We start from the raw sequence: 26,961 nt of genomic DNA on the forward strand, positions 1-26,961 counted from the left end.
ATTAATTTTCAAGTTTTTAAAAACCAAAGCCCAAACCAAATTTAAAATAAGGACCTTCAGTAGAGTTAAATACACCTATATTAAGGTTAATCATATCAGCGCCAACCATCCATAAGCCGCCACCATATGAAGTTTTCCAATCATTAGATTTTTCATTATCTAACCATACTCTTCCATAATCAAAGCCACCATAAAAACCAAGTTGAAGAGGTACTAATTCGGTTTTTACTTTTCTTAAATCAAATCTTAAATCAGTATTTTGATAAAAAGATTGATTACCAATAAATCGTTGATTTCTATATCCTCTTAAGCCATCATTTCCTCCAATACTTGCCGCATTATAAAACTCAAAAGTATCACCAATTATTATGTTACTTTTTAGTTTAGTTGCTAAAACAAGTTTTCCGCTAGGAATTAATTTATAATTAAAGCTTAAAGAGGGGGTAATATATCCATTATTTTCTTTAGAATTGTTGATGTTTGTTTTCCATCCTGCTTTTAGAGAAATACTCATTCCTAAGGTTGAAAATGCTTTATTATTGCTGTTTTCAAAAAGATAGGAAGTGTACAATCCTGCATATGTTTTATGTTGTTCAATAAAATTAGGTATTATATTAATGTATCTATTTTTGGTGTTTTCAGGTTCAATATCTTTAATTGAAGCTCCTATTTTAATTTGAGCTCCCATTCTACCTGTCCATTTGGCAGACATTTTTATTTCTTTTTGACTGATTTTTACACGGTGGTAATTATCATTAAAAATTTCTTCATAATTTATAGTTTCATTTCCAAAGCCATAATGATTAATACTAAAGTTAGGACTTGTGAACCGAGATTCGAACAATAAGTTCCAATTTTTAAATACGTTTGCAATTTCAACATTGTAATTTAGATCAAACCCACTTGTTGCAAAGTAATATTGAGCATTTAAGGTGTGTTGTTGTGTAAACGGATTTCGATCAAAACCATACACGGTATAAATATTGTTAATTCCAATTTTAAATCCATCATCTGGATTTGAACCTATAGAAGGAATTAGTTGATTTTGACTGTATTTAATTTTTTTATAATCGTAAATATTCGTTTTATAGTTGTTTGTTAATCGTTGTTTTGCGTTATTAATTTTAAACGTATTTTGTTTTGATTTGTAATCGTAAATTGTTATACGTTTTCCATTTTTTATTTGGTAAACATCATTGTTTTGACCGCCAACAATTTTTATTGGTATTAAATTGTTTTTAACTCCAGTAGCAATAAAAGTATCTTCATCATCAAGACCATAAATCCAAATTTCGTTAGTTTCTTTTTTGAAATAATCTTTTTCAAATGTTTTAGTGCCTTTTTCTCCTTTTTTAATATTAAAAATTTTAACGTTTGTTACTCCATTTTCAAGTCTTGTTATTTCAAACCAATTATCCTTGTCATTTCCTTTAACAACAGCATACTTAGAAAAGTATTTATAATATGTCTTTGCTGTTTTTTTAAGGTTTTTTAAACGTCCTTTTAATTTTGTTTTAATTTCAGTTGTTGTTTTGCCAATAACCTCAGGTGGCATTTGATTTATGGCATTATTAATAACTTCATCAGTAATATTTTTTTGAATATACTCAGCTTCTTTAAGCCAATCTTTATAGGTAGATTTGTTAATAAGTGAAATATCTAATGGATAAGGTTCTAAATTAAACCACTTTACATTTCGTATTTCACTATCATACACCTGCATTAATTTTAATGCAGGAATAGCTCTGGTTAAAAAGCCTAAAATTAATCCATCATTTTTAGAGAATGCCTGATCTCTATCTCTAGGAACTGGTTTGTAAATAGTTTTTTTACCATCTTTAAATTCAGCCCAACGCCATTGATCTTCATGTCTGTCCCAATCACCAATTACCATATCAAATAAGCGGGCTCTTATATATGTTTTTTCATCAACACTATTATCGTCAGATTTTCTTAATTCTTTAAGTAAGTCATCAGTACTTATTAAATCTTTAGAATACCCAAAACTTGCTAAATCACTATGCCCTTTAGTTGTTCTTTCTTCAATCATATATAACTCGTTTCCAAACTCATTATTAAATTGTTTTAAGGCATTTTGCTTTGGAATATAATATAATTTAGGGTTGGTATGGTAAATATCAATGGCATCTGCTAAAGTACCAATGGTAAAAGGAGCGTAAGGATGTGCAGCTGTGTAAATATCCAACAATAAACTTTCGGCATAAGTATCATCAAACTGACCTTCAATATATTGGTTTTTAAATGCAACGGCTTGCATGTATTGTGTTGCGCTTTTTCTTAAGGCTCTCATTACATATTCCTTTCCATTTTTATCTTCTAAACGTATTGATCTGGATTGGTTTCCTCCTCCTTTTCGAGTTGGTGTTAAGCCTCCCATTAATGTATCTAAGTTAACCGTTTTTGCAGAAATTTTTGAACCATAATAATTTCGGTAATGATCTCCCCAAAAGAATTTGTGAACGGCACTTTTATTAATTTCTTTTGTTGTGTAAATTGAAGAATTAATAGTATCTGAAAATTGTTTTGGGTAATTTATAAATTCAGTGTCCTCTGAAGGAGGGAAAATTTCAGTTTTGTAGATTATTTCTTGTTTGTTGTTATTTACGGCATAAAATAAAACTTGTGAAGCGCCATTTTTATACTTTACTAATTTAGCATATCCTTTTCCTCCGTAAGAAAATAAACCACCATTTATAGTTCTAGCAGCATTTATTTTAGAGCCACTACCACTTATAATTTGTGGTTTTCCGTCTTTTTTAATATACTGTAAGTTATGATCATGCCCAGATATAAAAATAGTTTTTGAGGCTTTTTGAGATATAGTAACCAACCGTTTTTTTAATTCTTGATAAATAGGATTGTTTATGTCTTGAGGTGAAATACCACTCGTTTTTCTTATAACGTTTATTAAAGAACCTATTATAGGTAATACTATTTTGTTATTTATTGGGTACAAGTGTTTTTTTATAGAATATTGTCCGCCATGTGCCCCATTTGTAAACATTGGATGGTGTAAAGCAATTAAAACAGTTTTTGATTCATTTTTTTTAATTAAACTTTCAAATTCATCAAAAAAGGCAGCTCTAGATTTAATATCACAATCATCGTTTATTGTAGGGTTTTTGTCCCAATCTTCTAAATACCATTGAGAATCAACAATTATTAGAACTGTTTCATCAGATATTTCTACTTTTTTTAAGGGACATCCATCTTTTGGAAGAAACGTATTTTTGCCAAGATGCTTAGTTATGTACTCTTCTTGTCGTTTTAATCCTTTAATTCCATTTGAATAATAATCATGATTACCAGGGATAAAAATTGTATTTCCTTTATAATTTTTAACTAAATCAAATTGAACATTTAATCTGTGTTCTGCTAACTCTCTATTAGGGTTGTCTTTTTTTACAAGCCCATTTGGGTATAAATTATCTCCTAAAAATAATACAGTTGAGTTTTTAGAAGCTTCATTTAATTCATTTTTAAGAATGTGTAGATGAGAAAGTTGTTCATTAAAACTAACATTACCAGCATCACCAATTAAATAAAAAGTATGTTCAATATCTGAAGAATAAGAAGGGGTGTTGGAACTCCAATTTATTTCATTTTTATTATACTGTGCATCATAGGTAGCGCACCCATATAACAAGATAAATAATGTTAAAATTGAAAGTTTATCAATAAAATATCGACTCATGTTTTACTATTCATTTAAAAAATTTAAAAGTACATAAAATTATGTACTTTTGAATAATACTATTTTTGAAATATGTTAGAAAATAATTTTTTTAAGGAAGTAAAAACATTTGTGTTTAATACTTTTAAAAAGGAACTGCCCGTTGAAGCAGTTTATCATAATTATAATCATTCTGTAGAAGTTGTAAAAGCTGCAAGTGAAATAGCAAACGCATTAAATATTTCTGATGAGGATAAGGAAGTTTTGTTTCTTGCTTGTTGGTTTCATGATATTGGAATTATAAATGGAGCGGAAAAACATGAAGAGGTTAGTAAAAAAATTGCTTCAAAATATTTAAAAGAAATTAAATTTTCGGAGACTAAGATAGCCAAAGTTTGTTCTATTATTGATGCTACAAAAATGCCTCAAAAACCAAAATCTCTACTTGATGAAATTATTTGCGATGCAGATTTGTTTCACATAGGTACAAGTGATTTTAAAGAAAAAACAAGTTTATTAAGAGTTGAATGGGAGCAGTTTTGTAATAAATCGTTTACAGATGTTGAGTGGTTGCAACAAAATCTTAAATTTATTGAAGAGCATAAATATTTTACAGATTATGTTTATAATAAATTAAATAAGCAAAAGATCTCAAATTGGTTAAAAATAAAAAAAGATCTTAAAAGAGAAGAAGATCTGAAAAAGAAAAAGAAACAAAAAAAGAAAGAGATAAAACGTAAAAAAGAGAAAGATGAGCGTCCTGAAAAAGGGATAGAAACAATGTACAAGGTTACATTAAGAAATCATATTAAACTTAGTGATATTGCAGATACAAAGGCAAATATATTACTATCTGTAAGTGCGATTATTTTGTCTATTGCTCTTTCAAATTTATTTCCAAAACTTGATAAACCTGATAACGCTTATTTAATAGCTCCAACTTTATTGTTTTTGGTTATAACTGTTATAACAATGATATTTTCAATTCTTTCAACAAGGCCAAAAGTAACTTCAGGAGAATTTACTAAAGAAGATGTTGCAAATAAAAAAGTGAATTTATTATTTTTCGGAAACTTTCATAAAATGCCAATTGAAGAATTTCAAGATGGTATGAATGAATTAATGAAAGATAAAGAATACCTATACAAATCACTAAATATGGATTTATATTATTTAGGATTGGTATTGCAGAGAAAATATAAATTACTAAGAATTGCTTATAATATTTTTATGGTAGGTATTGTGTTATCAGTAATTTCATTTATTATTTCTTTTGCATATTTAAATAGTGCTTTATAACCTAATTACTATTTAACTTTTAGGTTCAGAAATAGTCTCTATTAAATCGTCAATTGAAGTTTCACTTTTATTTACTTGATTATAATTTACATTAACACGTATTGCTTTTAAACCTGTTATACCTTGTAGGTCTTGTAAATCTAAAAATTCAATAGGATCGGATTTTAAGAAATTATTTGATTGTAAGTAGTTAATGTACTTCAAATATTCTTGAACATCTTTATGCTGGCTGTAAACAATTGCAATTTTACCAGGCTGGGTTAAACGCTCTTTTGTTCCTTTTATTAATGCTTTATCAATACGTTTTTTAATTATTTCGTAACGAATATTGTAAGCGCCATCAACATCAAAACGTTTTTCATCCATTCTAAATTTAATAGCTAGTGGTGTGCTATGTATTAAAATTAAACTAGCTACTTCTAAAGGGTGTTGTAATTTAGATTGTAAATTAAAGGCAACATTTTCTAGTTCGCACATCATTTGTAATTGCCACAAACGAAGGTTTTCTAAATATATAGGATTATAGGTTTTATCTTTAACTAATGATTGGCCTATGTACATATTATAATCTACACCATCGGTTTTATAACGTTCAAAATAATGAGGGAACATTTCTTGAGCTTCATCCTGCTTTTGATCAATAAATTTAGCAAGTTCCTCATTTAATTTATTTACGCTTTTTTCATAATCTTTTCGTTTCTCATAAACAACATGGATATCAGGATCTATATGAGACATATAATCGTTAACAACATCTTTAAATTTAGGGTCTAAATCTTTTAAATGATTAAAAGCAGGATAAATATCTCTTTGTAAAAAATCGGTTAATGAAACTTCATCACCAGAATTTAATCCTTTTCTTATGTTTTGTAAACACTCATTTATTCTAAACAATAAATCATTATAAATAGGTAGGTTGTAAGTTATTTTAGCTTTTTCAATAACTTTTGAAGCTAATTTTAATTGTTTAACTAAATCAAGTTGAATTGCTTCATTTCTTGCTGTTGATGAACCTTTAATATCTGATTGACCATATAAAGGCACAACATTTTCAAAAATAATATCTTTTAGGTTAATTTCTGCCTTTGGATTAGAATCTAATTTATTAAGGTAATCTTCAACTTCTTCAAAAAACTTCCATTTTACTGAAGGATGTAAAGAAGTATAATTTTCTTGAATTATAGATTCCAATTTATTCTCATATTCCTCCATATAGCGTTCAACCGCAATTTTAAAAACAGGAACAACATCTTCTAATTTATTGGCATTTATAGAATTTAATTCATATTTTTTGGTAGAAACTAATTCTAAAATTCCCATAGTATTATATTTTAACTTAATGGGAACTAAAATAATGCTTTCAATTAATTGGTCTTTTAAACTTTTATAAAATTTATTGTAATTAGTACTTTTTCCGTAAGTTTCAATATTAGAAATAGCAAGAATTTCGTTTTTTTCAAAAACATTACCAATAATAGCATCACAGAAAAATTCTTCACATAAATCACTACATTCATTATGCTTTATAAAACTTTTTTCGGTTTTATGATGGTCAAAATTCACTTTATTCTGACCAATACTATAAGTAGAAAAACCTAATTGAATAGTTTGAGAATTATATAGCTTTGAAATACTTTTTTCAAGTTCTAAAAATGTATTTTCATCAACACGTAATAAATCTTCCTTAATTTTTGAAATGGATTGATCGGCTGAAACATCAAATAAATTCATAATTCCAAATCCTTCAAATAAATAACTATCAGGAGGGAATTTTTCTAACCATAAATCAATATTGTCAAAATTATCCATTAAAAGTGCAATATCCTCTTTTGTGATTTTCGGAGCATTTTTAAGCGGTGTTACTTCAAAAAAATCTCCATTATAAAGTGATCTATAACATTTTTCTATTCCGTTTTTATCTGGAATTTCATAATAAAACGGTCTTCTAAAATCTATATTTGTATCGTAACAATAGGCTAAAATAAAAGTACAGGACATGATAAATACCTGAGATTCATCATAATTTTTAACTTTAAATTTATAATTTTCACCAGCTTCATTAATTATATTTTCAAAACGTTTAGAAAGTTTAAAAGAAGTAAAGTCAAAAGGAATGGTTACAGCCTTTATTTCATTTGTTTGTAAAATATCTGGAAACAAAACATCTAATAATCTGTCAATTTGGCTGTTATATTTTTCTAAAATAGATATATCTTCAAATCCCTCCTTTAAGATAGGGTAGGCTTCCATTTCTTCTAATAAGTTTTTAGCTGATGCTTGTAGGTAATGTTTTTTATCTTTAGAAATAATTTCTAAATAATTAAAAACAGCCTTAAAACTTACTTTCATTTTTAAAGGTAACTCCCAATCACGGTTATATGCAGACTTTAATACTTTCATTCAAATGTGTTGTAAATAACAGGTTAGTCGTATTTATTCGACAAAGTTACTATTTTATTTTTTTTTCTTAGTTTCCATCTAATTTATTGGTCAAAAAAGAAGGGCTAGAAGCGTTTATTTTACTTATAGATTCCCTTTTTTTTAATTGGTTGCTTCTCATTTTTTATTTTTTCAAAAAAATTGACTTTGTTAAAGAATAAATTAGATTATTTTTACATCTAAAATTATACCAAATATGAGCGATATTAAATGGAAAATAGTTAAAGAATTTGAAGATATAACTTATAAAAAAAGTGGAAATGTTGCACGTATAGCATTTAATAGACCAAATGTTAGAAATGCATTTAGACCAAAAACAACAAGTGAATTGTTAGAAGCCTTTCATGATGCGCAAGAAGATTTAAATATTGGAGTAGTATTGTTAAGTGCTGAAGGGCCAAGTACAAAAGATGGTGTTTATAGTTTTTGTAGTGGAGGAGACCAAACAGTAAGAGGTCACCAAGGTTATGTAGGTGAGGATAAATATCACAGATTAAATATTTTAGATGTACAACGTTTAATAAGGTTTATGCCAAAAGTTGTAATTGCTGTGGTACCAGGTTGGGCCGTTGGTGGTGGACATAGTTTGCATGTAGTTTGTGACATGACATTGGCAAGTAAAGAACATGCTATTTTTAAACAAACTGATGCTGATGTAACTAGTTTTGATGGTGGTTATGGGTCTGCATATTTAGCCAAAATGGTTGGGCAGAAAAAAGCACGTGAAATTTTCTTTTTAGGTAGAAATTATTCTGCACAAGAAGCTTTTGAAATGGGAATGGTAAATGCAGTTGTGCCCCATGATGAGTTGGAGGATACAGCATATCAATGGGCGCAAGAAGTTTTAGAAAAATCACCAACATCTATTAAAATGTTGAAATTTGCTATGAATTTAACTGATGATGGTATGGTAGGGCAGCAAGTATTTGCGGGTGAAGCAACACGTTTAGCGTATATGACAGAAGAAGCTAAAGAAGGTAGAAATGCCTTTTTAGAAAAACGAAAACCAAACTTTGAAAAGAAATATTTGCCGTAGGGTAGTTTGTTTATTATGAAAAATTAATTGTTAAAAGAGAGGATTATGATTGTACAATTAGTTGATTAGTAGAAAAGAAAAATGAAGTAGGTGCCGAAATTTTAATTAATAAAATTAGCAAAAAAATATAAAATTTCATAAGAGTATTTAAACATATAATATAATTTATCATTGCGGTAAAGTGCCTATTTCTATTAATTTAAGCCATTGCAGCTCTCAATAACTTAAAGTAACAAATTTAAATTTATTGAAAAAATTAAAGATTTTAACATAAGCCAAATTCCAAAAAATTAGAAAGAGACATAGAATAGAAATAAAGTTGAAAGCAATTTAAAATTTATATTGAGGTTTAGCATATTTATAAATTTCATGAGTTGTTTTTTAGTAAATATTTTATTTACTAATTTAGATGTTTAAAACTTTTTAAACAAAACAATTAAACTTTTTCCCTTCGGAGAAATTAAAAAAAGTGAATTATGAAAATAATTTGTATTGGTCGTAATTATGCCAAACATATAGAAGAATTACAAAACGAAAAACCAGAAAACCCAGTTATTTTTTTAAAGCCAGATTCGGCAATTTTAGCAAAAAAACAACCATTTTTTATACCTCCATTTTCAAATGAAATTCATTTTGAAGTAGAAGTATTGGTAAAAATAAATAAAGTAGGTAAATATATTGATGAACGATTTGCACATAAATATTATGATGAAATTGGTTTAGGAATTGATTTTACAGCTAGAGATTTGCAAAATCAACTTAGAGAAAAAGGATTGTCTTGGGAAAAATCAAAAGCTTTTGATGGCAGTGCAGTAATAGGTGATTTTTATGCTAAAGAAAACTTAGGAGATTTAAACAATTTAGAATTTACATTGCATCAAAATTCAACTTTAGTGCAGGAAGGAAATACAAATGCAATGCTTTGGAAAATAGACGAATTAATAGCCTATGTCTCTCAATTTTTTACATTAAAAAAAGGAGATATATTGTTTACCGGAACACCAGCAGGTGTTGGAAAAGTTTATGAAAATGATATATTAACTGGAACTATTTCAAAAAATGAAGCGTTTTCAGTAAAAATTAAATAATCTTAAAAATTAAATAAAATAGGACCATTATATTCAGGAGTTTTTTCACGATGCTCTTTCAATATATTATAACCATAATGTGTTTTTACTAAGTTTTTAAAATTATATCTTAACCTTGGAAAATCACGTAATATTTTCTCAAAACTAGCATTCTTAGTTGTATTTTGAATGAAATAATATAATATCTCAGTGTAGGCCTTAGTTAAAGTGTAGTTAAATTTATCATTATGAAGGGCATTTTTATAATAGTTTTCTTTAATTTCAATGTTTTTATTTATGGCTTCTTCAATGCCATATTTTTTAATTAAAATATAAGAAAGTCTTAAGAGAACTTCGTGTGTTAAATAAGTAGGGCTCAAGGAGCAATCAATAATATTTTCAAGCAGTTCATTGTCAGATAATTCATTTGGTGAAATCATAGCGGTATCAATTTTATAATTAGTCTGTTATTCATTAGATGTTTATGAAGGCAAAAGGTTGCGTGAAAAAAGAAATAATTAATAAAAAATATTTATATAATAATGCAGGCAGAAATAATTACAATAGGAGATGAAATTTTAATTGGTCAGATATTAGATTCAAATTCAAAATGGATAGCCGAAGAATTAAATAAAATTGGTGTTTCCGTTTATCAAATAACTTCAATTCAAGATAATAAAGAGCATATTATTAGCGCATTAACTCAAGCACAGTTAAACAGTGATATTATTATAATTACAGGAGGTTTAGGACCTACAAAAGATGATATTACAAAGCTAACCTTGGCTGAGTATTTTAATGATCACTTAGTTATAAATGAAGAGGTAATTGAAAATATTAAAGCTATGTTTGCTAAGTTAAATTATCCCTTTTCAAAATTAAATCGTGATCAGGCATTGGTTCCCTCAAAGTGTATTCCTTTAAAAAATAATTGGGGAACTGCTCCAGGAATGTGGTTTACAGTTAAAAACAAAGTAGTAATTTCATTACCTGGCGTACCAAATGAAATGAAAGGGTTAATTAAAGATAGTGTCTTACCTAAAATAGTTAAGACATTTAAATTGCCTTATATAATTCATAAAACCATTTTAACCTATGGTATGGGGGAGAGTTCACTTGCTTTAAAAATTGAAGATTGGGAAGATCAACTTCCTTCAAATATTAAACTTGCGTATTTACCAAATTATGGAAGGGTAAGATTGCGTTTATCTGCTAAAGGGCAAAATAAAAGTATACTAGAAAAAAGTGTTGAAGATGAAGTTGAAAAATTAAAAAAAATTATTCCAGAATTAATTATTGGTTATAATGAACATGATACAATTGAAGTAGCAATAGGCAAGTTATTACAAAGTAAAAATGAAACATTAGCTACAGCAGAAAGTTGTACGGGAGGTAATATTGCTAAACTTTTAACGGCAATTCCGGGAGCTTCAACATATTTTATAGGTTCTATTGTAGCTTATAATTCAAGAATTAAAGTTTTAGAATTGAATGTAGATGAAAAATTAATAGAAAAATATTCAGTAGTTAGTGGAGAAGTAGCTGAGGCCATGGCGAAAGGAATTCAACAAAAATTTAATACAGATTATGCAATTGCTACCACAGGTAATGCAGGCCCAACCACTGATTTAACAGATAAAACAGTAGGCGTTGTTTTTATTGCAATTGCAACACCAACTAAAGTTTTTTCTGAAGAATTTTATTTTGGAAAACCTAGAGAAAGGGTAATAGATAGAGCTTCTGTGAAGGGGTTGGAAATGCTTAGAAAAGAAATTTTAAAAAACTAGTAAAATAAGTTTGTTTATTTAGATTTAAAGAATTAATTTTGCATCTCGTTTTGAGAATACATTAAAAAAGGTACAGAATTATGTCTAGAGTTTGTGAACTTACTGGAAAAAAAGCAATGGTTGGGAACAATGTTTCTCACGCCATGAATAAAACAAAAAGGAAATTTGACGCGAATTTAATAAAAAAGCGTTTTTACATTCCTGAAGAAGATAAGTGGGTTACTTTAAAAGTATCTACATCTGCTTTAAAGAATATTAATAAAAAAGGAATCTCTGCAGTTGTTAAAGAAGCAAGAGAAAAAGGTTTCTTAAAAAAATAATTAGGTAATGGCAAAGACTAAAGGAAATAGAATTCAGGTAATTTTAGAGTGTACAGAGCATAAAGCTTCTGGTAAAGCAGGAACTTCTAGATACATTACTACAAAGAATAAAAAGAATACTCCTGATAGAATGGAAATTAAAAAATTCAATCCTATCTTGAAGAAAATGACTGTTCATAAAGAAATTAAATAATATAGGATCATGGCAAAGAAATCAGTAGCATCATTGCAAACAGGAGCAAAAAGATTAACAAAAGCAATAAAAATGGTTAAGTCTCCAAAATCTGGAGCTTATACTTTTGTTGAATCTATTATGGATCCTGCCAACGTAAAAGCTTTTTTGAGCAAAAAATAAATTTTGCTTTCAAAATAATTTATAAAGCTACTTTCAATTGCATTGAAAGTAGCTTTTCTTTTATATATTTACAATGCTAAATTGTATGAAACATCTTTTATCAATATTTTGAAAACTTTAATAAGTTTAATTTAAGATGTTCTATGTGACATTAAGGGAAAAATAAAAAATTGACACATAAAATGAGTTTATTTAAAAGAATATTTTCAAAAGAAAAAAAAGAAACATTAGACAAAGGTCTTGAGAAAAGTAAAACTTCATTTTTTTCAAAGTTATCAAAAGCAGTTGCGGGTAAAACTAAAGTTGACGATGATGTATTAGATAATTTAGAAGAAATATTGGTTTCTTCAGATGTTGGTGTTGAAACAACTTTAAAAGTAATTGATAGAATTGAAAAACGGGTTGCTAAAGATAAATATTTAGGAACTGATGAATTAAATTCTATCCTTCGCCAAGAAATAGCAGGTTTATTAGCAGAAACAAATGTTGGTAATGATACCGAATTCACAATTCCTGAAGGTAAAAAACCTTACGTTATTATGGTTGTTGGTGTTAATGGAGTTGGTAAAACTACAACAATTGGTAAGTTGGCTTCTCAATTTAAAAAGGCTGGTAAAAAAGTTGTTTTAGGTGCAGCAGATACATTTAGAGCTGCCGCAATTGATCAATTACAAGTTTGGGCAGATAGAGTAGATGTGCCAATAGTTCGTCAAGAAATGGGAAGTGATCCTGCTTCGGTTGCATTTGATACGTTAAAATCTGCAGTAACACAAAACGCAGATATAGTTATTATTGATACAGCTGGAAGATTGCATAATAAAGTTAATTTAATGAATGAATTAACTAAGATAAAACGAGTGATGCAAAAAGTTGTTGACGATGCGCCTCATGAAGTTTTATTGGTGTTAGATGGATCAACCGGACAAAATGCATTTGAGCAAGCAAAACAGTTTACATTGGCTACAGAAGTAACTTCGTTAGCCGTTACTAAATTAGATGGAACCGCTAAAGGTGGTGTTGTAATTGGTATTTCAGATCAGTTTCAAATCCCTGTTAAATATATTGGAGTTGGAGAAGGAATAGATGATTTACAAGTTTTTAATAAAATAGAATTTGTAGATTCTTTTTTTAAGTAAAAACTACAATTAAGTTGTTTCTAAAAGAATTGACTAATATCCTTTCTTGAATTTATTTTTAGTTTTGTGTAAATATTATTTATATGAGTTTTAACGGTACTTATACTAATAAATAAGTTTTCTGCTATTTCTTTATTAGCTAAACCTTTATTCATTAATTCAAATATTTTTTGTTCTTGTTTAGAAAGTAATTTTCTATAATCTATAGTGTTCTTTTTATTTTTTCTTAAAATTAAAACTATAAAGGCTATTAAAATTGCTATTAAAAATACAAGTAAACTCACAAGATAAGAACTTTTCTTAGCAATATGGTAATGTTCATCCAGTAACAAATCATTTTCAAATTGAGAAGTGTAAATTGAAGTTGGGTATTGTTCTTTAAGTCTGCTTAGTAAACTATTGTAATAATTAGAATTTTTTAAATCCTTAATGTATAATTCTCTTGAAAAAGAAGTTCTACTAGCGTATAATTGATATGCATAAAGTTCTGTAAGTGGTTCATTTAGTGAGAAGCTAAAATTTTGAATTTTTTTAATAAATTCATTAAATAAGATTTCTCTTTGTTTTTCATTTCTAGAATCTTGTAAATTGTATAGAAGTACCTCTTTTACTGAATCAATTTTTTTTATTGCAATATTTTGGGTTCTGGAGAACTCTAAAGAGCAAAACATTTGATCAATATTATTTAAAGGAAAATAAATAGTATCGGAATTATTTGCAATAAAAATAATAGAACTACTATCAGCACAATTATTTAATAAATGTTTATAATCACTAATGCTATTATTGCATTGATCAATATGAATTTTATAAAATTTATTTTGATTGGATAGAAAATTACCTGAAAATTGAAAAAATCCTAAGCTATCAACATTTGTTTCTTGAATAATTTGATCAGTTAAAAAAAGATTACCTTTTTTATAATCATCAATTAGAATTAAGTAGGCTTTTGTTTCAAAGAAATCATTATTTACCTGACCTTTAAATTTAAACTGGCTAAATGTGTTTAAACTGAAAAGGAAACAACAAAGAAAGATTATTCTATATTTTTTAAACATTGATGTAGCAATTTAAACAAAAATAATTGAGTAAAAACCAGTTTAAATAAAGTGTAGATAATTAAAGACATTTAAACTGGTTTTTAATGTTAAAGACACTACTTTGTTGAAGCAATTACATTACCTTTTATTCTTAATACTTTTACCTTCTCTGTTGCATTTGAGTATAAGGAAACAGATTTTGAAAACTTACCAATATTTTTTGTGGCATATTTTACATCAATTTTAGCACTTTTCCCGGGAAGTATTGGTTCAGATGGTTTAGTAACAACTGTACATTGGCAACTTCCCTTAACCTTATTAATTGTAATAGGTGTTTTACCAATGTTTGAAATTGTAAATGTACGTTCACCGTTAGAGTTTTGAGCAATGTCTCCATAATCTATAATTTCATTCTCAATTTTTAAAATACCTTTTTCTTCTTGAGCAAATAAAACAAAAGTTGAAAGGAAAAGTGTAATCATCATAAATTTTTTCATAATTATAATATTTAAAGTTAATAGTGATTCAAATATCAATTATTCAAAGGATAAAATATTTATTTAGGGAGTGGAATTAGGGTCTAGTACTAGGTTGAAATAATATTTACCCTTGATTTCACAATGTCTTTGGAATCATTTTTTAAGTCTAGATAGAAATAATTGACCTTCAGTTGTAAATGAATTTCCATCTGAAGTGATTTTATTTTTAGCATTTCCTACTATATTATGATTTAATGAAATAGTAACTTTAGGATGATTTTCAATGAAATTCGCTAAACTATCAAGTGCCGAATAATAATTTATTTGTGAACTATGATTTTGATTTCCATATTCTGTAATCCATAATTCCTTAGATCCTGTTCCGGCAGTATTGATAATTTTATTAAATTCTAATTTTCGAGATTTAAAAGTACCATTTTTGGCAATATAAACATGGTAAGTGTAGGCGTCAATCACATCTTCAGTTCCATTTATCACTTTTAAGTTCCATTCATTAAATCTCCTGTTTTTGGATTTAGAGTTTCTACATTGTAATACAGCAGAAATTTTAGCATTTGGGTACTTTTCTTTTAATTGTAATGTCCATTTTTTAGCTTTTTCGGCATATTCTTTTCCAGAAGGAAATTTTTGAACGTAATTTTCATCTTTTGAATAAAGCTCATTTCCTAATTCAATATATTTAATTGCCAAGCCTAATTCTTTAATAGAATTTAACATTAATAATTGATCATCAATAGTACTATGTACAATATCTAAAACATAAATCATTTCAACATTTGTGGCATCAACTAACTTTTTTATATCTTCTATAGGATGCGTGTTTGAATTATTAAGCCCTTTCTTTTTACCTGTTTTCCAATTCCATTTATGAGTAAGCGTTCCTCCAGGATATCTTATCATTTCAGGTTTTAAACTTTTGATGTTTAATAGTAGATTGTTATCTAATTTTGGTAAAAAAGCCCAGTTTTGATTAAAGCCAATAATTGAATTTTTTAATGCATAATTTTTAAAACTAAGAAATGATAGAATTATAAAAAGTACTATAACAAAAGCAAATTTTTTCATTAAGAGTATATTTAATTGATATTATGAAAGATAGTATTTTATTTAGACTCTGTTGAATTAAAATGGTTTAACTACTTTTGCAGAAATTAAGAATTCAAAATTATTATTTGTGCGTACAAAATCAAAAAAAGAAAATAAAATTAATGTTGTTACCTTAGGTTGTTCTAAAAATATATACGACAGTGAAGTTTTAATGGGGCAATTAAAAGCAAATGACAAAAATGTTGTTCACGAAGATGAAAATGACGATGGAAATATTGTTGTGATTAATACTTGTGGTTTTATTGGAGATGCCAAAGAAGAGTCAATAAATACTATTTTGCATTATGTAAATAAAAAGGAGCAAGGTGAAGTGGATAGAGTTTATGTTTCAGGTTGTTTAAGCGAACGATATAAACCAGATTTGCAAAAGGAGATTCCTAATGTAGATGAATATTTTGGAACTCACGATTTACCAAACCTTTTAAAAGTTTTAGATGCTGATTATAAACATGAGTTGGTAGGAGAGCGTTTAACAACTACACCAACACATTATGCTTATTTAAAAATTGCAGAGGGTTGCGATAGACCATGTTCATTTTGTGCTATTCCATTAATGCGAGGAAAACACGTTTCAACACCAATTGAAGATTTAGTTATTGAATCTACAAAGTTGGCTAAAAAGGGTATAAAAGAACTTATTTTAATTGCTCAAGATTTAACCTATTACGGATTAGATATCTACAAAAAAAGAGCCTTGGCAGATTTACTAAGAGAATTGGCTAAAGTAGAAGGTATTGAGTGGATTCGTTTGCATTATGCATTTCCAACAGGTTTTCCGTTAGATGTGTTAGAAGTTATACATAATGAGCCAAAGGTTTGTAATTACTTAGATATTCCATTACAGCATATTAATGACGATATTTTAAAGTCAATGCGAAGAGGAACTTCTCATAAAAAAACAACTAATTTAATTGCTGAATTTAGAAAATCAGTTCCAGATATGGCCATTAGAACAACCTTAATAGTTGGTTATCCTGGTGAAACTGAAGAAGCTTTTCAGGAGTTAAAAGATTGGGTTAAAGATATGCGTTTTGAACGTTTAGGTGCATTTGCATATTCTCACGAAGAAAATACACACGCAGCAAATTTAGAGGATGATGTTCCAGAAGATGTAAAACAACAACGTGTTAATGAAATAATGGATATTCAAAGTCAGGTTTCTTTTGAATTAAATCAAGAGAAAGTAGGTAAAACTTTTAAAGTTTTAATTGATCGAAAAGATGGAAACGAATTTGTTGGAAGAACAGAATTTGATTCTCCAGATGTTGATAATGAAGTTTTAATTGATGCTACCAAACATTATGTACAAATTGGTAAGTTTGCAAATATTAAAATTATATCAGCTACAGAATTTGATTTATACGGAGAACCAGTGTAATTTCAAATTTTATTTTATATAAAAAAAGGCTGTTTTCAAAGTGAAAATAGCCTTTTTTATTTAAGCAAAAAGTTAAAAAACTATATTATTCTTGTACTTTTTTAGCTTTTTTGCCTCCTTTTTTTTGATTGTTTCTTTTGTCAATCATTGTTTGTAATTCAGATTTAGAAATCTCACCATTTTTATCAGCATCAACTTTATCGAATTTTTTAAAAATACTTTGGTTTTTATTTGCTTCTGCTTCCGCTTTGTTAATTGAACCGTTTTTATCAGTATCAAAATTTTTCAATAATTTTTCAGGTGTTGGAGCTGGTTTTACTTTTTTTACAGCATCTTGTGCGTTTACAGAAATAGCCATTGAGAAAACTCCTGCAAATAAAATTCCTTTAATTAAGTTTTTAGTCATCATATTTATTTTTTTTAATTCAGTTTTTTAATTCAACGTATTTGAATTTGCATTTAGACCATTCTGAAATTAAAAGGTTTAATTTAAGTTTAAAAATATATTAAAGTAAATTAAATAATTTTTTATATAATTGATAATCAGTGTGTAATAATTCAAAATAATTAATAAAAACTTTTGTTAATTTTTATGTTTTAAACTTATTATTACCTCAGATTGAGAAATATTGAGTGAAAAATAGTATTTAGAACTATCTCTTTTAACCAAAAACTATTTTAGGTTTTATTTTTTTGTCTAAAACAACTGAAATTCACTATAATTAACATAATACCAGTGGAATAACTAATAGTTAACTAAAGAAATATTTAAGCTTTTGTCATAAAAATAAAAAACCTAACACGTTTTTAAAACGTGATAGGTTTAAATAAATATTTGAGTTAGGAGAAGACTTTTATTTTAAGATACCTTCAATTTTTTGTAATTCTTCTTTATTGAATTTAGTGTTTTCTGTAGCTTTTAAACTATCTAAAATTTGTTCAGTTTTACTGGCTCCAATTAATACCGAAGTAATTCTATCGTCTTTTAAAATCCAAGCTATTGCCATTTGAGCCAAACTCTGTCCTCTTTCTTTTGCAATTTCGTTTAATGCTCTAATTTTATCTAATTGGGTATTAATTTGGTCAGTTTTTAAATAACGACCATCTTTTACGGCTCTAGAATCTTCAGGGAAGCCATTTAAATATTTATCAGTTAACATTCCTTGTCCTAAAGGAGAAAAAGCAATGGTACCAACACCTTCATTTCCTAATAAATCTAACAAACCACCTTCAACCCAACGATCTAGCATACTATATCTTGGTTGATGAATTAAACAAGGAGTTCCTAAATCTTTTAAAATTTTAAAAGCTTCAGCAGCTCTTTCAGGTCTGTAATTTGAAATACCAACGTATAAAGCTTTTCCTTGACGAACAATCAGGTCTAAAGCTCCCATAGTTTCTTCTAGAGGAGTATCATTATCTGGACGATGGTGATAAAAAATATCAACATAATCCAATCCCATTCTTTTTAAACTTTGATCTAAACTAGAAACCAAGTATTTTTTAGAGCCTAAATCGCCATAAGGTCCAGGCCACATATCGTAACCAGCTTTTGAAGAAATAATTAACTCATCTCTATACTTTTTAAAGTCCTTTTTTAAGATTTTACCAAAAGTAGTTTCTGCAGAACCATAAGGAGGACCGTAATTGTTGGCTAAATCAAAATGTGTAATTCCATTATCAAAAGCACATTTTAATAAGTTTCTAGCGTTTTTAAAATCATCATTTCTACCAAAGTTATGCCATAAACCTAGCGAAAGTTCAGGTAATAATAAGCCGCTATTACCAGTTCTACGGTAATTCATTTTCTCGTAACGAGATTCGTTTGCGATGTATTTTTTCTTTTTACTCATATTCTATATCTTTTTACAACGTCATGCTGAAATCGATTCAGGATCTCATAAACTCAACTATGATATAGTGAGATACTGAAACAAGTTCAGCATGACGTAGGAATTATTTTTATTTATAATATTCATTATTTTAAAGCCTCTTTTAACAAAGTAATTGGGTGTTTGCTCTGTTTTTTTGTTCCATCTTTAATTTGATGTCTACAACTTGTACCTGCAGCTGAAATTTCAATTTCTTCAGTTAGATTTCTAATTTTTGGAAACAGTGTGTCTTCACCAACTTGCATAGAAACGTTGTAATGTTCTTTTTCGTAACCAAAACTTCCTGCCATTCCGCAACAACCTGTATTTAATATGGCAGGTTTGTAGTTTTTAGGAATATTAAGCATTGTAAAAGTAGCTTCTGTGGTACTTAGAGATTTCTGATGGCAATGTACGTGAATTTTAATTTCTTTGGAATTATTGTTGAAATCAGAACTTTTAATTTTTCCTTTTTCAAATTCAGCTTTTATAAACTCTTCAAAAGTAAAAGTATTTTTAGAAATATTTTTTGCTGCAATTTTATCATCAGCCAATCGAATATATTCATCTCTAAAGCCTAAAATAGCTGAAGGTTCAATACCAATTAGCGGTTTTTCTTCTGAAATTAAATTCTTGAAAACTTCAATATTTTTATCAATTACTACTTTTGCCTTGTCTAAAAAACCTTTTGAAATTGCACTTCTACCACTTTCTTCGTGATTAACAATTATTGCTTTATAACCTAATTTGGTTAATAGTTCAATGGCGTCAATTCCAATAGTAACATCATAATAATTAGTGAATTCATCACAAAATAAATATACTTCACCATTTTTAAAATCTTTGGAATGCAATTGATTTACATGCTGTTTGTACCATTTTTTTAGTGTGGTTTTATATAATTTAGGAATGCTACGTTGTGTTGCAATTCCTAGTGTTTTTTTAGTCACATAATTATCTAAAGCAATATTAGTTAGGGAAGGGAATATGCTTCCTAGTTTGTTGTATTTAACATTGTCTGCAAAAAGCTTAGTTCTTAAAGAAGGATTATTGGTTTTGTAATATTGGTGTAAGAATTCAGCTTTTAAAGCTGCAATATCAACATTGCTAGGGCATTCACTAGCACATGCTTTACAACTTAAACACAAGTCAAAAACATCTTTTAGTTCTTCATAATCAAACTTATTAATTTTATCAGAATTTGTTAGAAACTCACGCAAAGCATTTGCTCTGGCTCGTGTGGTGTCTTTTTCATTTTTTGTTGCTCTATAACTAGGGCACATAGTTCCTCCGGCAGAAACTGGCTTTCTGCAATCTCCAGAGCCGTTGCATTTTTCGGCAACACGTAAAATACCTTCACTATCAGAAAAATCTTGAATGGTTTCAATTTCAGGTTCAGTTCTATCAATTTTATAACGAAAGCTTTTATCCATAGGAAAAGCATCTACAATTTTTCCTTGGTTAAAAATATTGTTCGGATCAAAAGTTGCTTTTATTCGTTTTAGCAATTCATAATTGTTTTGGCCAATCATTAATGGTATAAATTCAGCGCGCAGAATTCCATCTCCGTGTTCACCACTAAAAGAACCTTTGTACTTTTTCACCAACTTGGCAACTTCGGTAGTTATAGTTCTAAATAGTTCAACATCTTCATTCTTCTTCAAATTTAAAATAGGGCGTAGGTGAATTTCGCCAGCTCCGGCGTGTGCATAGTAGACTGCATTTTGACCGTATTTTTTCATCATTTTAGTAAATTCTGAAATGTAATTTGGCAAGTCGCTTACAACAACGGCTGTATCTTCAATACAAGCTACGGCTTTTTTATCGCCAATAATATTACCTAATAATCCTAAACCAGCTTTTCTTAGGTTTACAGCTTTTTGAATTTCGTTGCCTTTTAAAATAGGGAAAGCATATCCAAAATTGTTGTTTTGTAAATCGTTAATTAATTCTTGAGCAAGATTTTCAACTTCTTTTTTTGTAGCGGCCTTAACTTCTAACATTAAAATTGCAGCAGGATCACCTTCAACAAAATCTCTGTTTTTAAGTTGTTCTCGGTTATTTTTTGTGCAATCTAAAATGGTTTTATCCATTAACTCGCACATATATAAATTGTGTTGTATAGTTACAACAACAGCTTTCATACTTTCTTCAATACTGTTAAAATGAGCAGCAACCAATATACTTTCAGCAGGAGGTAAGTTGTCTAGTTTTAGAGTGATTTCAGTAGTAAAAGCCAAAGTTCCTTCACTTCCACATAGTAGTTTTCCAATATTTAATTTTTTTTCAGAATTTCCAAAAACATTGGTTTCAATTAATTGGTCAATAGCATAACCTGTATTTCTTCTGTGAATTTCAGGTTTTGGAAATTCGTTTCTAATTTCTTGTTGAACGGCTTCCGAAGAAAGCTCCTTATAAATAGTTTTATAAATATTACTTTCTAATGAATTACCTGCTTTTTTAAGATTGAATTCATTTTTGGAAACTTCATTAAAAATAGCTTCAGAACCATCACTTAAAATGGTTTTTAGCTGAATAATTTTATCTCTTGTTACTCCATAATTAATAGAGGTTGTTCCTGATGAATTATTACCAACCATACCGCCAATCATACACCTATTGCTAGTTGAAGTATTTGGACTAAAAAAGAATCCGTATGGTTTTAGAAATAGATTTAACTCATCTCTAATTACTCCTGGTTGAACCGTTACTGTTTTATTTTTCTTGTTAAGAGTAATAATTTTTGTGAAGTGTTTTGAAACATCAACCACAATTCCATCACCAACACATTGTCCGGCTAATGAAGTTCCTGCAGTTCTTGGAATGAGTGTAATCTTATTTTTGGTTGCAAATTGAATAAGGGTTTTTAAATCTTCAATATCTTTTGGAAAAGCAACGGCTAAAGGAATTTTTCTGTATACAGAAGCATCTGTTGCGTAAATAGTTTTATGTAAATTATCGAAAACTAACTCACCGTTTAGTTCTTTAGAGAGCGTTGTTAATTGTTGTTGAATCACAAATTTTATTTTAGTAATTCAAATATAAAGAATAGGTAGAAAAAAAACTTCTTTTTGGTTAAATCTATTTAAGAAACTTGTTCACCATTTTTTATTTCAATTGTTGAAGATTGCAATAAAACAACTTCGTTTTTAGAATTATAAATTCCTAAGACCAAACATTCACTAAAAAAGTTAGCTATTTGTTTCTTTTTAAAATTAACAACTGCTGTAATCTGTTTGTTTACTAATTCTTCTTTGCTATATAAGTTTGTTATTTGCGCACTTGAATTTTTTACACCAAGCGCTCCAAAATCTATTTTAAGTTGATAAGCAGGAAATTTAGCTTTTGGAAAATCATTAACTTTAATAATTGTCCCAATTCTAATATCTACTTTTTGAAAATCTTCAAATGTGATTTCTTTTTTCATTTTAAGGAATAACTATAAATTCTGTTCTTCTGTTTAATTGATGTTCTGCTTCAGTACATCTTACTCCATTTGAACACTTATTTAATAATTTAGTTTCCCCAAAACCTTCACCTGTAATTCGGCTTGAATCTATACCTGTTGAAATGATGTATTTTACAATTGATTGTGCTCTGTCTTCTGAAAGTTGTAAATTGTAACCATCTGGAGCTCTACTGTCTGTATGTAGATTAACCTGAATTTTTAAAGTTGGATATTTTTTTAAAGTTGCAATTACTTTTTCTAATTCAACCGTTGCTGCTTCTGTAATATCTGAATTATCAAGGTCAAAATAAATTGGTTTTGTTTTAATACTTTTAATGTTTTCTGCTAATTCAAAAACTTCTTCAGCAACTAAAAGAATAGTTTTGCTAGATGTAATATTAAACTTAGATACTTTATTTATATTCCATACAAATGTTTTATAATTAGTTGCTGAAATTTTTATAGAATATGAAAGGTTACACTCAAGCTCAGTTTCAAAACTTCCATTTTCATCTGCAGAAATTGATTTTATTTTATTTTCTTCATTGAAAATGTTAATTTTTGTATTCGGAATAGGTAATTTAGTAAGGTTATCAATTACTTTACCTTTAGCAATTTGCGAACATTTAAGAGGTGTAAGGATAATAGATTTTTCTATTTTTTGATTTAGAGTTTCAGAAGTTGTTATTTCTATTTTAGAGCTTTTATAATTAGCTTTTTCTACCAAAAGATAATAGTTACTATTGCATTCTAAAACAAAATTAAATTTTTTGTTGTTTACGGTTAAACTTTTTGTTTTAATATCATTTTTAAATAGTGAAACTTGTAAGTTATTTAACTGAATATTAGTTTGTTCATCAATAATAACTCCTGAAATAAATTGATTACAAATAATAGGTTTTAAAAGTATATTTTTAATACTTTTATTTTTATCTGTTGAATCTGTACTTACTTTTATTTCAGCGTTTTCAAAACCATCTTTTTCAGCAACTATTTTATAGTTTTCATTGCAAACAACATTAAAGTTATATTTATCTTTAGAATTTATGATTTGCGAATTAATTTCTTCATTATTTTTATATAGTATAACTTTTACATTACTTAATAATTCTGTTGTAGTACTGTTTTTAACAGTCCCAGAAATAAATTGATTACAAGGAATTGGTTCTAAATTAATCAATTTTTCAAATTCTAAATCACGTTCTTTTGAAGTGGTCAAATCAATTTGTACAGTTTTAAAACCATCTTTTTGTGCTGTAATTTTATATGGTTTATTACACTCTAATTTAAAAATGCTCTTTTGAGCACTTCCAATATTTTGGGTTTTAATTGCTTTACCATTTAAAAATAATTTCAATACTACATTAGTTAATGCAACATCTGTTAATTTATTATTAGCTGAAATAGAAATTTGTTGATTACATTCAAAAGGAATAAGTGAAATATTCTGAGTATTAGTAAAATCAGGTTTATTTTTTGTTGAGAAACTTATTTCTGAAGATTTAAATTCATCTTTTTCAGCAACTATTTTATAGTTTTCATCACAAACTACATTAAAACTATATTCCCCTTTTGAATTAATGATTTGAGAATCAATTATTTCATTGTTTTTATAAAGTATAATTTTAACGTTATTTAATAATTCTGATGTATTGCTATTTTTAATTGTTCCGGTAACTAATTGATTGCAAGAAATTGGTTCTAAATTAATTAATTTATCAAATTCTGAATCATGCTCTTTTGAAGTGGCCAAATCAATTTGAGCAGTTTTAAAACCATCTTTTTGTGCTGTAATTTTATATAATTTATTACACTCTAACTTGAAATTGATCTTTTTAGAACTTCCAATATTTTCGGTTTTAATTGTTTTATCATTTAAAATTAATTTCACCAATACATTTGTTAGTGCATCATTTGTTAATTTGTTATTCGCTGAAATAGAAATTTGTTGATTACATTCAAAAGGAATAAGTGAAATATTTTGAGTATTATTAAAATCAGGTTTATTATTTGTAGAGAAACTTATTTCAGCAGATTTAAATTCATCTTTTTCAACAATTATTTTATAGTTTTCATCACAAGACACATTAAATTTATAAATGCCTTTAGAATTAGTATTTTTAGAATCTACTATTTCATTGTTTCTGTAAAGTGTAACTTTTACATCTTTTAAAACGTTTTTTGTATTACTATTTATAATAGTTCCAGAAACTATTTGATTGGAAGTACAAGGTGCTAATTCAATAGATTCTGAAAATTTTAAATAACGTAAAATGGAAGTGTTAATTTCTAAGTTAGTTGATTCAAAACCTCTTTTTTCAGCACTAATTACATAGATCGAATTACATTCAAGTTGAAAGTTTATTTTTTTACTATCGGTAATGTTTTCAGTTTGAATTACTTTTCCCTTTTGACTTAATTTTAAAGTGATATTATTTAATGATTCTTTAGTTAATTTATGAATTACAGTAATAGTGACTAATTGGTTGCAATCTAAAGGATCTAATGCCAGGTTTTGTGAAATTGTGAAATTGTTTTTATTATCAGTATTAAAATCCTTTTCATAGGGTTTATAATCTTTATTGGTAGCCATTATTTTATAAGTTTCATTACACTTAAGTTTAAAACTATATTTATTATTACCCTCAATAATTTGAGTTCCAACTAATTCATCATTCTTATAAAGAGTTACTTTTACATTTGAAATAGACTCATCGGTTTCCTTATTAAAAACCGTACCTGTAATTAATTGATTGCAGTCTACAGGAGTTAATTCAATAGTTCTTGTCAATTCTAAATTGTCTTTATCTTTAGTGGTAAATTCAATTTCAATTGGCTCAAAATCAGTCTTATTAATTAATAATTTATAAGTTTTGTTGCAATTGAGTTTAAATTTAAAAGTTGAAGTATTGTTTAGTTTTTCGGTTCTTATAATTTTATCATTTTCAATTAATTTAATGGTAGAATTAATTAAAGGTTCTCCATTATTTTTATTAACTAAATTGGTAATTAAGAACTGAGAACAAGTTTGAGGTGTTAATTCAATATTTTGTACTTGTGCTTCTCCAAAATTGCTAGTTGTTTTAATTTTTATTTCTGAAGGTGAAAAACCAATATTGTCTGTAACTAATAAATACTGACTAAAACATTCTAAGTCAAACTTAAAACTTCCATCTTCAAGAGATTTAATTGTCTTTACAACTTTACCTTTTTTTAATAATTTTATAGTTTTATTTTTTAAAACTTCTTTGGTATTTATATTTGTAACAAGCCCTTTTATTGTTTGATTACATTCTAACTCTTTTATTTGTAGGTTTTCATCTATTTCAAAACCATCTTTATCATTAGTATCAAAATTATATTCTAAAGAAGTAAAATGTTCTTTCTCTACAATTATTTTATAGTTTTTATTACATTCTATTTCAAAAATATATCTTCCATTTTTAAGTGTAGTAATAGAAGATATTAACTTATTTTCATCGTTGTATAATGAAACTGAAGCATTACTAAGTTTCATTTTTTTATTTAAAACTAAACCACTAATAAATTGAATACATTTAATTTCTTTTTCAACAAGATTAAAACCATAAATATCTGCATCACCTTTTCCACCTCTGCGGGCTGAAGTAAAAAAACCCGATTTTTTATTTGTATCTATTACAAAAGCAAAATCATCAGATTTTGTATTTATTGGAGATGGTAAGGTAGTTGCTTTTTTAAAATTACCATTTTTAAATTCACTTTTAAAAATGTCAAAACCACCTTTAGAGTTATGACCGTAAGAAGAAAAGTAAAGAGTATTATTAGAATCAATAAAAGGAAACGATTCTGTTTTATCAGTATTTACATTAGGGCCTAAGTTTCTTGGTTTTCCATAGGTTCCGTCACTATTTATATCAACAACATAAATATCGGTATAACCATAACCGTTAGGCATATCCGAAACAAAATAGAGCTGTTTACCATCTGCACTTATTTGAGGTTGCATTACAGAATAATCATTACTATTAAAAGGTACATTTTTAATGTTTGAAACTTCTAAGTTACTATTAACATTAGCTTTTACAATATGTAATGTTTTCCATTCTTCAGAATCTTTTTTACTTGTGGAATTGTAAAAATTATTCCAAGTAAAATAAGTTGATTTTAAATTTTTAGAAAATGTTATATCTGAAACATAAAACATATTGTCTATGTCATTTGTTAATCGTTTTGATTGAATAATATCACCGTCTTCATTTATAACTCCCTTATATAGATCAACATATAGTTGTTGGTTGTTACTTTTGGGATTTTTATTAAAGTTTTTTTCTTGATTTGTTTTTTTAGATGAAGCAAAAATCACATTGTTTGCATCAATATAAGTAACACCTAATTCTGCATACCTAGAATTTATAGATGTATTAAATGTTTTGTATTCATATTGCTGTGAAAACATATGAATAGTTGATATTAAAAAAAGAAATAAAATATTTTTTTTCATA

Annotated in this window: 20 protein-coding genes; 9 read left to right on the forward strand and 11 right to left on the reverse strand. The window is 27.4% G+C overall.

Going from position 1 to position 26,961, the window contains the following annotated elements; all coding sequences use genetic code 11:
- Positions 1-16: 16 nt before the first annotated feature.
- Positions 17-3,715 carry a metallophosphoesterase gene (locus tag DAD81_RS12650; protein WP_111708636.1) on the reverse strand — a complete coding sequence of 1,233 codons (3,699 nt, stop codon included), beginning with the start codon at positions 3,713-3,715 and terminating at the stop codon, positions 17-19.
- A 72-nt stretch (positions 3,716-3,787) separates the two neighbouring features.
- Between DAD81_RS12650 and DAD81_RS12655 the strand changes: the two genes are divergently transcribed.
- Positions 3,788-4,993 (forward strand): Pycsar system effector family protein, encoded by a 1,206-nt coding sequence (locus DAD81_RS12655; protein WP_111708637.1) that lies wholly within the window; start codon positions 3,788-3,790, stop codon positions 4,991-4,993.
- A 12-nt stretch (positions 4,994-5,005) separates the two neighbouring features.
- Here DAD81_RS12655 and DAD81_RS12660 read toward each other — a convergent pair whose 3' ends face one another.
- Positions 5,006-7,393, reverse strand: a complete 2,388-nt coding sequence (locus DAD81_RS12660) for a GAF domain-containing protein (protein WP_111708638.1) — start codon at positions 7,391-7,393, stop codon at positions 5,006-5,008.
- Between the two features lie 235 nt (positions 7,394-7,628).
- Between DAD81_RS12660 and DAD81_RS12665 the strand changes: the two genes are divergently transcribed.
- On the forward strand, positions 7,629-8,468 hold the full coding sequence (locus DAD81_RS12665; protein ID WP_111708639.1) for a 1,4-dihydroxy-2-naphthoyl-CoA synthase: 840 nt from the start codon (positions 7,629-7,631) through the stop codon (positions 8,466-8,468).
- Between the two features lie 476 nt (positions 8,469-8,944).
- Positions 8,945-9,556, forward strand: coding sequence for a fumarylacetoacetate hydrolase family protein (locus tag DAD81_RS12670; RefSeq protein WP_111708640.1), 612 nt, complete (start codon positions 8,945-8,947; stop codon positions 9,554-9,556).
- A gap of 2 nt (positions 9,557-9,558) precedes the next feature.
- Here DAD81_RS12670 and DAD81_RS12675 read toward each other — a convergent pair whose 3' ends face one another.
- Complete coding sequence (locus DAD81_RS12675; protein WP_111708641.1) at positions 9,559-9,975, reverse strand: hypothetical protein; 417 nt, start codon at positions 9,973-9,975, stop codon at positions 9,559-9,561.
- A gap of 102 nt (positions 9,976-10,077) precedes the next feature.
- Between DAD81_RS12675 and DAD81_RS12680 the strand changes: the two genes are divergently transcribed.
- From DAD81_RS12680 to ftsY, 5 genes are all read left to right on the forward strand, one after another.
- Positions 10,078-11,322, forward strand: a complete 1,245-nt coding sequence (locus tag DAD81_RS12680) for a competence/damage-inducible protein A (RefSeq protein ID WP_111708642.1) — start codon at positions 10,078-10,080, stop codon at positions 11,320-11,322.
- 80 nt (positions 11,323-11,402) lie between these two features.
- Positions 11,403-11,642 carry a 50S ribosomal protein L28 gene (rpmB, locus tag DAD81_RS12685; RefSeq protein WP_111708643.1) on the forward strand — a complete coding sequence of 80 codons (240 nt, stop codon included), beginning with the start codon at positions 11,403-11,405 and terminating at the stop codon, positions 11,640-11,642.
- A 7-nt stretch (positions 11,643-11,649) separates the two neighbouring features.
- Complete coding sequence (gene rpmG / locus DAD81_RS12690; protein ID WP_111708644.1) at positions 11,650-11,835, forward strand: 50S ribosomal protein L33; 186 nt, start codon at positions 11,650-11,652, stop codon at positions 11,833-11,835.
- A gap of 9 nt (positions 11,836-11,844) precedes the next feature.
- Positions 11,845-11,997, forward strand: a complete 153-nt coding sequence (locus tag DAD81_RS12695) for a DUF4295 domain-containing protein (protein WP_111708645.1) — start codon at positions 11,845-11,847, stop codon at positions 11,995-11,997.
- A 182-nt stretch (positions 11,998-12,179) separates the two neighbouring features.
- The gene (gene ftsY, locus DAD81_RS12700; protein WP_111708646.1) at positions 12,180-13,133 is read left to right on the forward strand and encodes a signal recognition particle-docking protein FtsY; all 954 of its coding nucleotides are present in this window, start codon (positions 12,180-12,182) and stop codon (positions 13,131-13,133) included.
- Positions 13,134-13,153: 20 nt separating this feature from the next.
- Here ftsY and DAD81_RS20885 read toward each other — a convergent pair whose 3' ends face one another.
- The 3 genes from DAD81_RS20885 to DAD81_RS12715 all read right to left on the reverse strand — a co-directional run bounded on the left by DAD81_RS20885 (position 13,154) and on the right by DAD81_RS12715 (position 15,738).
- A complete protein-coding gene (locus tag DAD81_RS20885) occupies positions 13,154-14,191 on the reverse strand; it encodes a response regulator transcription factor (RefSeq protein WP_111708647.1) in 1,038 nt (345 codons plus the stop codon).
- A gap of 98 nt (positions 14,192-14,289) precedes the next feature.
- Positions 14,290-14,670, reverse strand: a complete 381-nt coding sequence (locus DAD81_RS12710; RefSeq protein WP_111708648.1) for a DUF1573 domain-containing protein — start codon at positions 14,668-14,670, stop codon at positions 14,290-14,292.
- A gap of 135 nt (positions 14,671-14,805) precedes the next feature.
- Positions 14,806-15,738, reverse strand: a complete 933-nt coding sequence (locus DAD81_RS12715) for a glycosyl hydrolase (protein WP_111708649.1) — start codon at positions 15,736-15,738, stop codon at positions 14,806-14,808.
- 109 nt (positions 15,739-15,847) lie between these two features.
- On the opposite strand from DAD81_RS12715, the gene rimO reads away from it, so the two are divergent.
- Positions 15,848-17,158: a 30S ribosomal protein S12 methylthiotransferase RimO gene (rimO, locus tag DAD81_RS12720; protein ID WP_111708650.1), complete on the forward strand. Its 1,311-nt coding sequence runs from the start codon at positions 15,848-15,850 to the stop codon at positions 17,156-17,158.
- 85 nt (positions 17,159-17,243) lie between these two features.
- Here the strand turns inward: rimO and DAD81_RS12725 are convergent, their stop codons facing one another.
- From DAD81_RS12725 to DAD81_RS21025, 5 genes are all read right to left on the reverse strand, one after another.
- Positions 17,244-17,567, reverse strand: a complete 324-nt coding sequence (locus DAD81_RS12725) for an EF-hand domain-containing protein (protein ID WP_111708651.1) — start codon at positions 17,565-17,567, stop codon at positions 17,244-17,246.
- 445 nt (positions 17,568-18,012) lie between these two features.
- Complete coding sequence (mgrA, locus tag DAD81_RS12730; RefSeq protein ID WP_111708652.1) at positions 18,013-19,011, reverse strand: L-glyceraldehyde 3-phosphate reductase; 999 nt, start codon at positions 19,009-19,011, stop codon at positions 18,013-18,015.
- A gap of 125 nt (positions 19,012-19,136) precedes the next feature.
- Complete coding sequence (locus tag DAD81_RS12735; RefSeq protein ID WP_111708653.1) at positions 19,137-22,046, reverse strand: FAD-binding and (Fe-S)-binding domain-containing protein; 2,910 nt, start codon at positions 22,044-22,046, stop codon at positions 19,137-19,139.
- Positions 22,047-22,114: 68 nt separating this feature from the next.
- Entirely contained in the window at positions 22,115-22,456 is a 342-nt protein-coding gene (locus DAD81_RS12740) for a tRNA-binding protein (protein ID WP_111708654.1), read from the reverse strand.
- Between the two features lies 1 nt (position 22,457).
- The gene (locus DAD81_RS21025) at positions 22,458-26,960 is read right to left on the reverse strand and encodes an OmpA family protein (protein WP_157961124.1); all 4,503 of its coding nucleotides are present in this window, start codon (positions 26,958-26,960) and stop codon (positions 22,458-22,460) included.
- Position 26,961 lies beyond the last annotated feature (1 nt).

It is taken from the genome of Lutibacter citreus (assembly GCF_003260195.1).
Classification (GTDB): domain Bacteria; phylum Bacteroidota; class Bacteroidia; order Flavobacteriales; family Flavobacteriaceae; genus Lutibacter; species Lutibacter citreus.

What these genes read in the sequence shown, in the direction of transcription:
- DAD81_RS12650 (WP_111708636.1), bottom strand. Translation starts at nt 3,715, where the DNA reads ATGAGTCGATATTTTATTGATAAACTTTCAATTTTAACATTATTTATC.
- DAD81_RS12655 (WP_111708637.1), top strand. Translation starts at nt 3,788, where the DNA reads ATGTTAGAAAATAATTTTTTTAAGGAAGTAAAAACATTTGTGTTTAAT.
- DAD81_RS12660 (WP_111708638.1), bottom strand. Translation starts at nt 7,393, where the DNA reads ATGAAAGTATTAAAGTCTGCATATAACCGTGATTGGGAGTTACCTTTA.
- DAD81_RS12665 (WP_111708639.1), top strand. Translation starts at nt 7,629, where the DNA reads ATGAGCGATATTAAATGGAAAATAGTTAAAGAATTTGAAGATATAACT.
- DAD81_RS12670 (WP_111708640.1), top strand. Translation starts at nt 8,945, where the DNA reads ATGAAAATAATTTGTATTGGTCGTAATTATGCCAAACATATAGAAGAA.
- DAD81_RS12675 (WP_111708641.1), bottom strand. Translation starts at nt 9,975, where the DNA reads ATGATTTCACCAAATGAATTATCTGACAATGAACTGCTTGAAAATATT.
- DAD81_RS12680 (WP_111708642.1), top strand. Translation starts at nt 10,078, where the DNA reads ATGCAGGCAGAAATAATTACAATAGGAGATGAAATTTTAATTGGTCAG.
- rpmB (WP_111708643.1), top strand. Translation starts at nt 11,403, where the DNA reads ATGTCTAGAGTTTGTGAACTTACTGGAAAAAAAGCAATGGTTGGGAAC.
- rpmG (WP_111708644.1), top strand. Translation starts at nt 11,650, where the DNA reads ATGGCAAAGACTAAAGGAAATAGAATTCAGGTAATTTTAGAGTGTACA.
- DAD81_RS12695 (WP_111708645.1), top strand. Translation starts at nt 11,845, where the DNA reads ATGGCAAAGAAATCAGTAGCATCATTGCAAACAGGAGCAAAAAGATTA.
- ftsY (WP_111708646.1), top strand. Translation starts at nt 12,180, where the DNA reads ATGAGTTTATTTAAAAGAATATTTTCAAAAGAAAAAAAAGAAACATTA.
- DAD81_RS20885 (WP_111708647.1), bottom strand. Translation starts at nt 14,191, where the DNA reads ATGTTTAAAAAATATAGAATAATCTTTCTTTGTTGTTTCCTTTTCAGT.
- DAD81_RS12710 (WP_111708648.1), bottom strand. Translation starts at nt 14,670, where the DNA reads ATGAAAAAATTTATGATGATTACACTTTTCCTTTCAACTTTTGTTTTA.
- DAD81_RS12715 (WP_111708649.1), bottom strand. Translation starts at nt 15,738, where the DNA reads ATGAAAAAATTTGCTTTTGTTATAGTACTTTTTATAATTCTATCATTT.
- DAD81_RS12725 (WP_111708651.1), bottom strand. Translation starts at nt 17,567, where the DNA reads ATGATGACTAAAAACTTAATTAAAGGAATTTTATTTGCAGGAGTTTTC.
- mgrA (WP_111708652.1), bottom strand. Translation starts at nt 19,011, where the DNA reads ATGAGTAAAAAGAAAAAATACATCGCAAACGAATCTCGTTACGAGAAA.
- DAD81_RS12740 (WP_111708654.1), bottom strand. Translation starts at nt 22,456, where the DNA reads ATGAAAAAAGAAATCACATTTGAAGATTTTCAAAAAGTAGATATTAGA.
- DAD81_RS21025 (WP_157961124.1), bottom strand. Translation starts at nt 26,960, where the DNA reads ATGAAAAAAAATATTTTATTTCTTTTTTTAATATCAACTATTCATATG.